The following is a 12,606-nucleotide window of genomic DNA, read 5'->3' as shown; positions in this document are numbered from 1 at the left end:
GAAAGGGAGAATGTCATGAAAGCAGCTGTGGCAGGTACAGGTTACGTTGGACTGTTTACAGGAGTCATTTTATCTGAATTGGGCCACTCAGTTATTTGTATTGATACAGACCGGGGAAAGGTCGCTCTTATGGACATGGGACAGCCGCCTATTCATGAACCGGGTCTGGCACCGATGATGAAAAAGAACCTTGAAGCCGGGCGCTTATGTTTTACGACCGATTATGAAGAGGGTTGTAAAGGTGCAGATGCCATCTTCATTGCTGTGGGGACACCGGAAGACAAGAATGGAAGAGCTGATCTCCGTTTTGTACGTGAAGCGTGCATGAGTATCGGGCGGGCGGTAACGTCAGATGTAACAGTCGTAACGAAAAGTACGGTGCCTGTTGGAACGAACGACCTCATCAAAGACTGGATTAACTTTGAATTAAGGGATTCTTCGTTTGAAGCCTCCGTCGTTTCCAACCCGGAATTTCTCCGTCAGGGTTCGGCGGTTCACGACAGTCTCTACGCCGACAGAGTGATCATTGGCGCTGATGATCAGAATGCCGGAGACTTGGTTGAAGCCCTTTATTTTCCCCTCAATCTTCCAGTAATCAGAACCGACATCCGTAGTGCTGAGATGATTAAGTATGCATCCAACGCTTTTTTAGCCATGAAAATCAGCTTTATAAATGAAATAGCCCAGCTGTCTGAGCGGATTGGAGCAGATGTAGAGGAAGTAGCTGCGGGAATGGGGAAAGACGAGCGGATCGGGAGCCGGTTCCTTCAGGCTGGCATCGGTTATGGGGGTTCATGCTTTCCTAAGGATACTAAGGCACTGAAGGGAATGGCGGGAGATATGGGATATTCCTTTAAGCTCCTCGATGCGGTAGAACAGGTGAACATGCAGCAGCAAACAGTACTTGTGGAAAAAGCGCTGAATCGTTTTGGCTCTGTGGATGGGCTGAGAGTGACCGTTCTCGGGCTCAGCTTTAAACCAAACACGGACGATATGAGAGAAGCGCCTTCTGTGGTGATCATTAATCAGCTTCTGGCTCTGGGTGCTCATGTTAGCGCTTATGACCCTGCAGCAGCCGCAAAGGCGAAGAATATCCTCCCGTCAAGTGTGAGGCTTGTCCATGAACTTGAACTGTCCCTGTACAACAGTGACTTCGTCTTTCTCGTTACCGACTGGGCAGAGTTCAAACGGATGGATTTAAGAAAAGTGAAGTGGTACACGAAACAGGGGATTCTTTTTGACGGCCGGAACATCTTCTCGTCTGAAGAAGCACGCCAGGCAGGTATCGAGTATCATTCCATCGGCCGCCCGGTCATCTACCCGCAAATTGTACGGGGACAGACCCCGCACAATTTGTGAGGAGGTATTAACAAAAGAGGGTGACTTCCATGGTGGTATGGTAGTCACCCTTTTTCTGTGCAGACAGACTTTAAAACGGGTCTGTATCCTGTATCAGGCACTGATCTCGTTTTTCATCTTCGTATCATCTTTGGGTACGTTGAGCTGATGGTAGATTTCCGAGAACCAGGTCATTGTTGTTGCGATCAGGATAATCCCGCCTAAAGTGATAAACAGGATTGTGAAGCCATATCCTTCTGCAATAAACCCGCCGAATACAGCTCCAAGGGGAATCCCTGTCTGGGCAAGAAGTGTCCGTACAGCAAACACCCTCCCCCTGATGGGAGCTGGGACTCTCTGCTGATAAAACGTTGTTTTAATTATTGTGAAGATCATCGCAAATATCCCTTGAAATAAAGCGACACACAAAGCTGTCCAGATATTTGTGATCAGAGCGAGTGATACCATTAAAAAACCATTAGCTGAAAGACTCCCGAGCATCACAATGCGAAGGTTCTTTGGCTGCTTAAACATACCGGTAACAAGAGACCAGGCCATCATACCGAAAGAAAAAAGGGAAGTAAAAAGACCATACATAAATTCCGTGCTGCCAATATGCTGAATAATGTAAGGCAAAAATAAAGGTACAGCGGCGCCGGTACTGAAATTAATGACCATCATGAGCAGACCGATCCATAATAACACGGGTAAACGTGGTAAAAAGACAACCCTTCCTTAAACATTTTCAACCAAGTCGGCTTTTCATCTGACTCCTCCCGCTCCACCCTCAGGACGAAAAACAGCATTAATCAACATGCGATCAGGACAAATACAAGGATGCCAATCAGTAATCCCGGACCTGAAACTGTGAGGAATATTCCTGCAAGAGCTGGTCCGGCCAGCATCATGAGCTGCATGGTGCCCTCAAGAAGGGAATTGCCGCTCTGAAGCGACTCTTTCGGGAGGATGTGTGCGGTATAAGCCATGCTTACAACGGAATAACGGTTCTGCAATTCCCGTCATGATGGCTGTGGCCCATGATAACCGGAAGGGTAAGCTGATCGGTGAACACACAAAACCCCAGCATAATAAACCCGGCAGCACGAAGCCACTCTGAAAAAATCATTACGGTTTTATATTGCAATCGGTCTATGTAGGGGCCTGATATTAAATGGGTCAGGATACTTGGAACCATGAATGCAACCCACACACTGCTCATGAGAACCATGGATCCTGTGAGATCAAACACGAGCCATGACATCAAAAAGGCTGCAAACGTTCCTCCCAGTCCTGAACCAGCCCGAGCCAGCCAGAGCACCACAAACGATCCCTTTAGAAAAGGGGAGTCATTCATGAAGCGCTCCCTCCTTGATAAAAGAAGTGAGCCTTTTTGCAAGGTTCCTTATTCCATGAGGTCTGTAGCTGTACCAGACATGTTTACCCGGCGGTTGATGGACATGGATTAACCCGGATGAGCGAAGTGCCAGAAGGTGATGATGTACGGTACTTTTAGCAAGGTTGATATGAGTGTGTATGTCTTTAAACGTACACGGTTTTTTTTCGATAAATTGAAGCATCTTCAGTCTGTTTTCATCACCAAGAGCCTGCTGGGTTCTGATAAGGTCCGGTGCAACTTCATCGCTGGTCAGGGTTACTGAATCCGCTGCGTACCCATAGATATGTACTTTGTTTGTATGTTTGTAAAACAGAACAGGTCTGCCGTGATACTGAGGTAACAGGTAGACGGTAAGGTTCTTTAAGTCACCTTCCAGGACAAGTCCGTTCGTAATGAGGTTAATTGCTTGTACAGGCGTATGGGAGCTGATTATAGCGCTCGCTTTTCGTTCCACCTCGGCAAGCTTAGGGGTCAGGATGGGTTCCAGGTCGGCGTAGTAGTGGTTGTTCCACTGTGCCAGAAGTTCATATTCTTTTTTCAGACACGAAGGTGCCTCTAATTGAAATTGCTGCAGAAAGGAGTCACCTATCCGGGAAGGCTCGTAGTCTTTAAGCCAGGAAAGCAGGTTCTCAGGTGTTTGTCCGGTTTTGATCTCATTGCTTACCATAGCCATGTGGATAAAGTGAAGGTGAGCATGAAGATCGATGTTGTTATCCACAAGTTCAAGGAATGACTCTCCCACTTTGTTTTGTACCTCGCCTGCCCACTTCTTTCCTAAATCAATTCGTTTATAATTCGTTGTGTTTAAATAATCGAGCAGGCTGTTGAAAAATTCAAATTGAGGATGGAAAACGGAAATAACATTCATTTGTTCGACCTCTATCGAAATTATTTAGTTCGATTATAAGCGAACTAAATAACCAATTCAACTTAACTTTTTCGACAATTTAATCAATTCACACTACTTATGGCATGGTTCTAATGATTTAGTATTCAAAGTTTATGAATATAATGTTCTATTTATTTATGAATATGTAACCATTTATTTAAAAAACAGTAAAACCTATTTAGTTATTATTCTATACTATTTAATTGTAAGATAATTTTAGGAGGGAAATGATGAACTTACAACGTGGTTACAAGCAGGTGTTGGCAGTAGCGATCGCTTTTATTCTGGTTTTTCAGACAATAACCGGGGCGATGGGGATTGGGTTATCCTCAGTTGAAGCGGCAGACAGTGAAGGGTTGGAGCTGAAGATTCTACATACAAATGATATTCACTCTGCGATTGATCCTTTAGGGAAAGCTTCTGCTTACATTAATGCAGAACGTGAAGCAGCAGAGTACAGTCTTTTTCTTGATGCAGGTGACATTTTCAGCGGAAATCCTGTAGTAGATTTAGCATACGGAGAGCCGATGATTGAAGTCTTAAATGCAATGGAACTGGATGCCATTGTCATTGGAAATCATGAGTTCGATTACGGCCAGGAACAATTCAGCCTTCGAGTTGAAGAATCTGACTTTCCTTGGATCAGTGCAAACATGGAAGTGGTTGACGATTCCATTCTTATTGAACAACCTGATCCATATGTGGAATTCGACTTGGATGGTCTCACTGTAGGTGTTCTTGGACTTACAGAAACACCCCCTTCAACGGCACCTGCCGGTGTAGTCGGAATTGAATTTCATGACCCGATTGAAACAGCTTTAGAGTTTGCACACAAAGCAGACGAAGTGGATGTATTGGTTGGTCTGACTCACCATGGCTACACGGAGGACAGACGCCTGGCAGAACAAGTGGATTTCTTTGATGTGATCATTGGAGGGCATTCCCACACCAGACTTACCGCTCCTCAAGTTGTGAACGGGACGCCAATTGTGCAAACAGGGGCGAATGGCGACAGTGTGGGTAACCTTACGCTGACTGTGGACGAGGAAACACGTGAAGTAACAAGTGTTGAAGGGTTCTTGGAGTCTACCAGTTCTATGACTGAAACAAATGAAGAGGTACAGGAAATTATTGACCGTTGGAATGAAGAGATGGGAGAGTATCTTGATCAGGAGATCGGTTACTCAAATACCGGTCTTTCCCGTGATGGACGTACGGTCCGTGATGCACCACTGGGTAACTTCTGGACGGATGCCATGAAAGAAATGGGTGAAGCTGATCTCGCTCTTACAAATAATGGTGGGATTCGCGACAGTATCAGTGCAGGCACAATTACGTACAGAGATATTTATACTGTTGAACCTTTTGCGAATGAAGTTATGGTTTTGGAAATGACTGGTCAAGCCATTCAGGATGTTATTGAATTTTCATACAGCCGTCGTAATTCGATAGATTTACAGACTTCCGGTTTACATTACGAGATTTTAACGTATGATTCCGGTAACTATTATGATTCTGTCTTAACTGTTGATGGAGAACCGCTTGAGATGGATGAATATTATACTGTGGCTGTAGCCGATTATATCGGGACAGGCGGAAGCGGATATGAGTTTGTCGGTGAAAATGCACGCCAGGCAGGCTTTATGACGACCGCCATGATCAACTTTGCAAAAAGCCTTACTGAAGAGGGACTGGATATTGATTATCCTGCAAATGAAGGCCGTATCAGTGTGAAAGTAGCAGAGGATGCTCCGATTGAAGGCGACATTATCGGAGAAACTGAAAATGGTCTCAGTTCCTTGAACAATGCACTGGGAGACAGCAGCCTTGGAAACCTGTATACAGATTCAGTCCGCGCGAAAACAGAAGCGGATGCTTCGGTGCTTAATGCATCTTCCATCACTGGAACCATTGCGCCGGGTGTCATTACAGACGCGATGATCGAAGGCCTTGACGGATTCGGAAATGAAATCGTAACCGTAGACACAACCGGAGAAAAAATGAAGGAAGTTCTTTTAGGCCAGGCAAACTACCACAGAGGGGTGGATCTTCAGGTTTCCGGACTTAAATATGAGCTCGTTGAAGGAGACGGATCTTCTAGATTTGAATCTGTTAATCTATTTTATGAAGACGGATCAGAAGTAGCTGACAATGATACATTTACAGTCGGTTACAATGACTTCATGCACGGCCAGGGCTTCTATAACCTTGGTGACACGAACGTAAACGATAATTACGGTAAAGTGTGGGAGTCCATTGTTGATTATGTTGAAAACCACGAAGGTCCGATCGACTACGTTGAAGGAGAACGTATTACGATTGATTATGCTGAAGGCAATGAGCCTGGACCTGGACCTGCACCTGGTGATGCGCTGACTGTTGCAGAAGCAAGAGATAACCAGGGCCAGGATGCAAAAGTGGTCGGATATATTGTCGGTCATATTATATCCGGTACAAATGTAAGCTCTGAAGCACCATTTGGAAACGACTTTAACTTTGCCATTGCAGATACTCCAGGTGAAACTGACATTGATAAAATGCTTTATGTTCAAGTGCCGGCTGCGTTCCGCAGTGACTTCGGTCTCCAAACAAACCCTGAACACATCGGCGAACGTGTACTCGTAGACGGAAGTCTGCAGGCGTACTTCCAGCGTCCGGGTCTGCAAAGTGCGAAGTCATTTGAATTTATCGCAGAAGAACCAGGACCGGTAGAACCTGTTTCTATCTCAGAAGCCCGTGAAGCAAATAACGGTGACACGGTTTCTGTAGAAGGCGTTGTAACATCCCAGCCGGGAGCATGGGGAGCGCAAGGGTTCTACATTCAGGATGAAACAGCAGGCATTTATGTTTACCAGTTTGATGAAGGTGCAGTAAACAAAGGTGATACGGTTAAAGTAACAGGAGTATGCGGTGACTTTAACGGAGAACTTCAAATTGCGGATCTTGAAATGCTTGAAGTGACTGGATCTGCAGAAGAACCAGCACCGCTTGAATTAACGCCGGCCGGTGTTGGTGCTGAGAATGAGGCGGAGCTTGTAAAGCTTTCTGAAGCAACCATTACAGACCTGACTCCACAAGGGACATTCGGTACTTTTGAATTTACAGCTGTTTCAGGTGATGAGTCTGTTCTTATCCGTGTGGATAACAGAACAGGTCTTGCTTATGATGACTTTGCTTTCGAAGATGGTGATGTTGTAGACATTACAGGTCTTTCCAGTCAGTTCCAGGGTACACCTCAAGTGAAGCCTCGTGGAGCAGATGACATCGTTCTTTCCGACGTAAAAGAGGAAGAGGATGAAGATTCTGAGGAAGAAGAGGAAGAAAACACACGCCCTGGTAACGGTAAAGGCAAAGGAAAAGGGCACGACAAAGATAACGGAAACGAAAACAAAGGACCGGGCAATAACAATGGAAACGGAAAAGGCCAAGGTCCAGGAAATAATAACGGTAATGGTAAAGGGAACAACTAATCCCTCAGGCAATCTGCAAAAAACTATAAAATGATACCCTTAAACCCTCAGTCCGAAACCGGACTGAGGGTTTTTATATAATTGTTCGGGGGACAGACCCCGTTCAGTACAAATAAGGAAAGATCCGAAAACGATGCCGGCACCAGTAGGCGTAAATCTCCCCGTAAACCTTCTTTAATACCTCTTCTTCGAGACTCATCCTGTAATGAAGGGCACTCCCGAGTACCGTAAAGGTAGTGAGGAGAACAAACCAATGTCCGCTGATGTAAAGGCAGACCCCAAGCGTCATGAAAAAGAACCCTGTCTGATAAGGGTGTCGGTGAAGACGGAACGGCCCGTGGCTGAACAGAGGACGGTTCTCATCGTACGATAATCCCCTTGAGAAATATGTTCTTGTAACTGCATACGTCCAGTACCTGAGTGCAATTCCTAGTATTAAAAAGAACAGACCACACGACTTTGCCATCCACATCGGTTCTATATTAAGCTGACCAAGGTGGAAGGCCATGGCGAGAGAGAGGACGAAGGTAAAAGCAACCAGTCCTTTAACCTTTATACTCCCGCGAAGAACCTCCTTTCGTAACCGTGGGCTTTCTTTAAAAATAAACCACTCAGCAACCCATAACGTCAGTAAAGCAATAAAGATCATTGTTGAAATTGTCATAGTCTTACTGTTTCCATTTTTACCGGATTTACTCAAGGTTGAAAAAACACGATTTTCCACGAACTGTTATATAGTAGGTGAAATGACAGGGTCAAAAATAGGTAAATCTTAACGGCCAGATCGGTTGACGTACCAATACTCATCCATCATACTAGTAAAATAACAAAATATTTAAAAAATTCTGTAGTATAACACGACATATAATATCGGGAAGGGGGAACAGTTCTCTTATTTTCATAAACTAAAGCGCTTACAAAAAGAGGGAGGGGTCATTCTGTTTACCGTTATTCTTTTTTTCCTCATCATTGTGGTTAGTATTTACCTGACCGTTAAGAAACAGAGACCATTATTTTTAGCATTGCCGGTTGTTGTGATCATTGGCTTTATGGTCATTCAGGTTGCCATGGTACCGGCACCGTTTTTTGAAACAGTCAGGTTTATATTCAGCCTGCAGTAGACCATAAGCAGTCACTCAGCCACAGAAGATGACAAGCCGAAACCAAAGGAGTTTTCCTGAATGAAAAAAATCGATAAGTCTGTTGCGGATGCGTATTACCGTGAGAAAAACAAGTATATTTTACTTTTCCTGTCGATCTGGTTTGTTGTGTCGTTTGGCGTTGTATTGTTCGCAGATTCATTACAGTTTGAAGTGCCGATTCTCGGTTTCCCGTTCCACTATTTTATGGGAGCGCAAGGCTCAATTTTAACCTTTATTATCCTCTTGTTTATTAATGCAAAGGTCAGTGACCGGATTGATCAAAAATACGGCATTGATGAAAGTGCAAATGAACAGATCAGCTACGGAAAGACCGTTGACCATTAACCCTCACTGACTTTTTATCCCACCAAGAGAAAGCCCTGCACATTTTCAAATCGAAAGAGTTAAAGAGACAACAGAAACAAAAGGGAGGACGTCCGGTTGGAGAACTCACAGTTTATTGTTTCGTTGACGTTGATACTCATTACATTTGGGATATATATAGGGATTGCGATTTATAATAAGGCACGGCAGACGTCGGATTTTTATGTAGCCAGCAGAGGAGTGCCGCCGGTTTTTAATGGTATGGCGATTGGTGCTGACTGGATGAGTGCAGCATCGTTTATCGGTATGGCAGGAACGGTCATGCTCCTCGGTTACGACGGTCTTGCCTACATCATGGGCTGGACAGGCGGCTATCTGCTGCTTACCTTTCTCCTGGCTCCTCAGCTGAGAAAGTACGGAAGATATACCGTTCCTGAATTTATCGGGGATCGCTATAACAGCCATACTGCACGAGTGATTGCAGCCATATGTACAATCATTATCAGTTTTACATATTCGGTAGGGCAGTTGTCCGGATCCGGTGTTGTAATCGGCCGGCTCCTTGAAGTGGATGCTCGTATCGGAACACTGATCGGGGTCGTCCTTATTGCCTTTTATGCTGCTTTTGGCGGGATGAAAGGAATCACGTGGACCCAGGTAGCCCAGTACATCATTTTGATCACTGCCTACCTCATACCGGTAATCTTTATGAGTCTTCAGATTACAAATAACCCGCTTCCGTGGCTGTCCTACGGGCAGGTGGTATCGGAGCTTGGTGAAATAGACAGACAACTGGGGCTGTCGGAGTACTTTGCGCCATTTGAGAACGGGTCAAGGTGGCAGTTCATGGCCTTAATGTTTACTCTTATGGCTGGTACGGCAGGCCTTCCCCACGTAATCGTCCGTTTCTATACGGTTTCAACAATGAAAGCAGCACGCTGGTCAGGTGCTTGGGCGCTGTTGTTCATCGGGCTTTTGTATCTGTCTGCACCGGCGTACGCAGCATTTTCCCGCTTCATCTTGATGACCAATGTAGTCGGTCAGCCGATCGATGATTTGCCGGCCTGGACAGAGACGTGGCTGAATACGAATCTTCTGCAAATTGCAGATACCAACAATGATGGCATTCTTCAGTGGAATGAAATCATGATTTCAAATGACATTGTTGTAATGGCCACCCCTGAAATCGCGAATCTCGGCGTGTTTGTTATTGGACTGATGGCCGCAGGAGCCATGGCCGCAGCCCTTTCAACAGCAGGCGGATTAATGATTGCGATTTCTTCTTCCTTCGCTCACGATATTTACTACCGTGTTCTTCGTCCGAATGCGACTGACACGAACCGCCTGGCAGTTGGGCGTATCACAATTGTAGCAGCCACGGTACTCGCAGGAATTATCGCACTCGACCCTCCTGGCGCGATTACTCAAATCGTTGCATGGGCCTTTGCTCTGGCATCCGGCACATTCTTCCCGGCTTTGCTCCTTGGAGTCTGGTGGCGAAGGGCAAACGGGCCTGGGGTAATTGCAGGAATGCTGGTTGGTCTTACTGTGACTCTTGCTTATATTTTCGCTGTTCGCTTTGGCGGCTTTTCCATTGCGGGCATTATCGATACCGGGGCAGGAATTTTCGGGGCAGCATCAGCAATCATTACGATTGTCGTTGTATCCCTCATGACAAAAACGCCGTCCCAGGAAGTACAGGATGAAGTAAAAGATCTACGCTACCCTGAGCAGATGACATATAAGAATGGCGATGTCTGGATGAAATAATAAGCCCGGGTATAGCAATGTACCTGCCCTCTGCTTTTTAAAAACCCCGGCACAACGTCGTGCCGGGGGACTATTTTAACACAAACCAATACTGTTGCCATTTATAACTAAGTCTTTGTACCAGTTTATTTTCTTTTGTAAAAATCCTGTTGACCGGTACGTTCATTTACACTACACTCTAATTATTCAAAAAAATTAAATAATGATTCGCGACTCTTATCAAGAGAGGACGAGGGAAATGGCCCAATGACTCCTCAGCAACCATTGATTTCGATCAAAAGGTGCTACTTCCATCCGTATTCATTCGAGAGATGAGAGAGAGGCAAATGAGTGTTTACTTAAAAGCCGACCTCTTTTTCTTAAAAAGAGGTTTTTTTTATACTTTTAAACCAAGTAAACATATATGAATTAAAGTGCATTTAGTGTTCGAGGAGGTGTCACGATGAATTTGTCCTATTTTGCGATCATTGCAGCTTTGTTTTTTGCCATGAATATCGGTGCAAGCGGGGCGGCAGCTACGATGGGTCCGGCTTACGGGAGTGGAGCATTAAAGGTAAGGAGGGCCGCATTGTTCCTTGCCGGAATAGGGGCTTTCCTCGGAGCGGTCATCGGTGGAGGAGAAGTTGTAAAAACAGTAGGTGAAGGTATTATCCCCCAGGCCATCTTTTCCATTGAAGTGGCGATAATCATTTTGCTGGCTTCTTGTCTGACTCTTTTTTTGGCAAACGTCATTGGTATTCCTCTTTCCACCAGTGAAGTCACGATCGGTGCGGTGGTGGGAGTAGGGATTGCGTTTCAGGCTCTTTACGTAACAAACGTTCTTTACATTGTTTCATTCTGGATCCTTGTTCCTTTTACTGCTTTTGTTCTCTGCTTTGTTCTCGGGAAGATAATATCTTTTGCAGAGAACAAATGGCCGCAGCTAAAAGGCAAAGGCAGGTGGAGGAAAGGACTTGCCATTTTATTAGTGTTTACCGGGTTTATTGAGGCGTTTTCAGCAGGAATGAACAATGTTGCCAATGCTGTAGGTCCGCTGGTTGGTGCAGGTGTCCTGGACAGCTCATCAGCCATTTGGGCCGGAGGTGCTTTCGTAGCGTTGGGAGCGGTTCTTCTTGGAGGGAAAGTGATTGAGACGAACGGTAAAAAAATTACTTCTTTTTCACTCCTGCAAGGGACAGCTGTATCGGGAACCGGTGGTGGGCTGGTCATTATCGCTTCTGTTTTCGGAATCCCGGTTCCTTTAACCCAGGCAACCACCTCGGGGATTATCGGCATCGGCTGTGCAGAGAATGGGTTTCAACTATGGCAAAAGGATGTGATAAAAAAGATTATTAAAGTATGGATCGTGTCACCTGTACTCTCTCTTGTCATGTCATATAGTTTCATTCATGCATTTCTTCACCCTGATCCATACAGTGTAGTTATGATTACGGCGGTTATTGTTGCTACTTTTGGGACGATCAGCTTGTACCGGTCAGTGAAAATAGACAATCAAGTCTCTGCAAAAAACTGAATTAAAAGGAGTTGAAAGCATGGGGAGCGGTAACCAGACAGATTATAATACGTTCACCAAAGAAGACTATCGGTTTTTTAATCAACGTCTCCATTACTTGGAGGCACAGGAAGTAATAGGCTGGGCCTACGAATTTTTTGGCGGCAAACTCGTCTATGCATGCAGTTTCGGTGCAGAAGGCATCGTGTTGGTTGATATGATCAGCCGAGTGAAAAAGGATGCTCGTATTGTTTTTCTTGATACTCATGTTCATTTCCAGGAGACGTATGAAGTTATTGAGCGGGTCAGGCAGAAATACCCCTTTCTTCCCATTCAGATGGTTCAACCTGAGTTAACTCTGGAAGAACAAAAGGAGAGATACGGTGAGAACCTTTGGGAAACTAAGCCGGACTTATGCTGCCACCTGAGAAAGAACCTGCCTTTGGAAAAGGCATTGGATGGGAGTACAGCGTGGTTGTCCGGCTTGCGCATAGAGCAATCCCCGACCCGGGCGAACACAGAGTTTATTAATAAAGATGATAAGTTCGAACTCATCAAGGTCTGTCCTCTTATTCATTGGACGTGGGAGGATGTCTGGGAATATATTCACCAGCATAATCTCCCTTACAATGCATTACACGATCAGGATTACCCAAGTATTGGCTGTCAGCCGTGTACGTTCCCGGTTAAAGAAGGAGAAGATCATCGTGCAGGCAGGTGGTTGGGCAGTCAAAAAACAGAATGCGGCCTCCATTCGAGACCGATTACTAAAAAGGAGTGACTCA

At 45.3% G+C, this 12,606-nt stretch carries 10 protein-coding genes and 1 riboswitch; of the genes, 6 read left to right on the top strand and 4 right to left on the bottom strand.

Annotated elements, in window-relative coordinates:
* The first annotated feature begins 15 nt into the window (after positions 1–15).
* Entirely contained in the window at positions 16–1,359 is a 1,344-nt protein-coding gene (locus EBO34_RS12090) for a UDP-glucose dehydrogenase family protein (protein ID WP_122898893.1), read from the top strand.
* Positions 1,360–1,452: 93 nt separating this feature from the next.
* On the opposite strand, the gene EBO34_RS12085 is transcribed toward EBO34_RS12090, so the two are convergent.
* The 3 genes from EBO34_RS12085 to EBO34_RS12075 all read right to left on the bottom strand — a co-directional run bounded on the left by EBO34_RS12085 (position 1,453) and on the right by EBO34_RS12075 (position 3,602).
* Entirely contained in the window at positions 1,453–2,019 is a 567-nt protein-coding gene (locus EBO34_RS12085) for an MFS transporter (protein WP_142996790.1), read from the bottom strand.
* Between the two features lie 307 nt (positions 2,020–2,326).
* On the bottom strand, positions 2,327–2,692 hold the full coding sequence (locus EBO34_RS12080) for an MFS transporter (RefSeq protein ID WP_122898889.1): 366 nt from the start codon (positions 2,690–2,692) through the stop codon (positions 2,327–2,329).
* Positions 2,685–3,602 (bottom strand): ArsR/SmtB family transcription factor, encoded by a 918-nt coding sequence (locus EBO34_RS12075; protein WP_122898887.1) that lies wholly within the window; start codon positions 3,600–3,602, stop codon positions 2,685–2,687. Before EBO34_RS12075 ends, EBO34_RS12080 begins: the two co-directional genes overlap by 8 nt.
* Before the next feature lie 251 nt (positions 3,603–3,853).
* On the opposite strand from EBO34_RS12075, the gene EBO34_RS12070 reads away from it, so the two are divergent.
* Positions 3,854–7,093, top strand: a complete 3,240-nt coding sequence (locus EBO34_RS12070) for a 5'-nucleotidase C-terminal domain-containing protein (RefSeq protein ID WP_183163849.1) — start codon at positions 3,854–3,856, stop codon at positions 7,091–7,093.
* Positions 7,094–7,196: 103 nt separating this feature from the next.
* Here the strand turns inward: EBO34_RS12070 and EBO34_RS12065 are convergent, their stop codons facing one another.
* On the bottom strand, positions 7,197–7,757 hold the full coding sequence (locus EBO34_RS12065) for a methyltransferase family protein (RefSeq protein ID WP_122898883.1): 561 nt from the start codon (positions 7,755–7,757) through the stop codon (positions 7,197–7,199).
* Between the two features lie 517 nt (positions 7,758–8,274).
* Between EBO34_RS12065 and EBO34_RS12055 the strand changes: the two genes are divergently transcribed.
* The 4 genes from EBO34_RS12055 (at position 8,275) to EBO34_RS12040 (ending at position 12,602) form a co-directional block, all read left to right on the top strand.
* Positions 8,275–8,580 carry a DUF4212 domain-containing protein gene (locus tag EBO34_RS12055; protein WP_122898879.1) on the top strand — a complete coding sequence of 102 codons (306 nt, stop codon included), beginning with the start codon at positions 8,275–8,277 and terminating at the stop codon, positions 8,578–8,580.
* 96 nt (positions 8,581–8,676) lie between these two features.
* Positions 8,677–10,329 carry a sodium:solute symporter family protein gene (locus EBO34_RS12050; RefSeq protein WP_122898877.1) on the top strand — a complete coding sequence of 551 codons (1,653 nt, stop codon included), beginning with the start codon at positions 8,677–8,679 and terminating at the stop codon, positions 10,327–10,329.
* Positions 10,330–10,542: 213 nt separating this feature from the next.
* A riboswitch (SAM riboswitch) is annotated at positions 10,543–10,647 on the top strand.
* A 124-nt stretch (positions 10,648–10,771) separates the two neighbouring features.
* Positions 10,772–11,842, top strand: a complete 1,071-nt coding sequence (gene cysP / locus EBO34_RS12045) for a sulfate permease (RefSeq protein ID WP_122898875.1) — start codon at positions 10,772–10,774, stop codon at positions 11,840–11,842.
* Between the two features lie 19 nt (positions 11,843–11,861).
* On the top strand, positions 11,862–12,602 hold the full coding sequence (locus EBO34_RS12040) for a phosphoadenylyl-sulfate reductase (RefSeq protein ID WP_122898873.1): 741 nt from the start codon (positions 11,862–11,864) through the stop codon (positions 12,600–12,602).
* Positions 12,603–12,606: the final 4 nt, after the last annotated feature.

This window comes from Alteribacter keqinensis, assembly GCF_003710255.1.
Classification (GTDB): Bacteria; Bacillota; Bacilli; order Bacillales; family Salisediminibacteriaceae; genus Alteribacter; species Alteribacter keqinensis.
Note: the sequence above shows the minus strand (reverse complement) of the source record. Positions and strands in the feature narration are given on the sequence as shown.

What these genes read in the sequence shown, in the direction of transcription:
- EBO34_RS12090 (WP_122898893.1), top strand. Translation starts at nt 16, where the DNA reads ATGAAAGCAGCTGTGGCAGGTACAGGTTACGTTGGACTGTTTACAGGA.
- EBO34_RS12040 (WP_122898873.1), top strand. Translation starts at nt 11,862, where the DNA reads ATGGGGAGCGGTAACCAGACAGATTATAATACGTTCACCAAAGAAGAC.
- EBO34_RS12085 (WP_142996790.1), bottom strand. Translation starts at nt 2,019, where the DNA reads ATGATGGTCATTAATTTCAGTACCGGCGCCGCTGTACCTTTATTTTTG.
- cysP (WP_122898875.1), top strand. Translation starts at nt 10,772, where the DNA reads ATGAATTTGTCCTATTTTGCGATCATTGCAGCTTTGTTTTTTGCCATG.
- EBO34_RS12055 (WP_122898879.1), top strand. Translation starts at nt 8,275, where the DNA reads ATGAAAAAAATCGATAAGTCTGTTGCGGATGCGTATTACCGTGAGAAA.
- EBO34_RS12075 (WP_122898887.1), bottom strand. Translation starts at nt 3,602, where the DNA reads ATGAATGTTATTTCCGTTTTCCATCCTCAATTTGAATTTTTCAACAGC.
- EBO34_RS12070 (WP_183163849.1), top strand. Translation starts at nt 3,854, where the DNA reads ATGAACTTACAACGTGGTTACAAGCAGGTGTTGGCAGTAGCGATCGCT.
- EBO34_RS12065 (WP_122898883.1), bottom strand. Translation starts at nt 7,757, where the DNA reads ATGACAATTTCAACAATGATCTTTATTGCTTTACTGACGTTATGGGTT.
- EBO34_RS12080 (WP_122898889.1), bottom strand. Translation starts at nt 2,692, where the DNA reads ATGAATGACTCCCCTTTTCTAAAGGGATCGTTTGTGGTGCTCTGGCTG.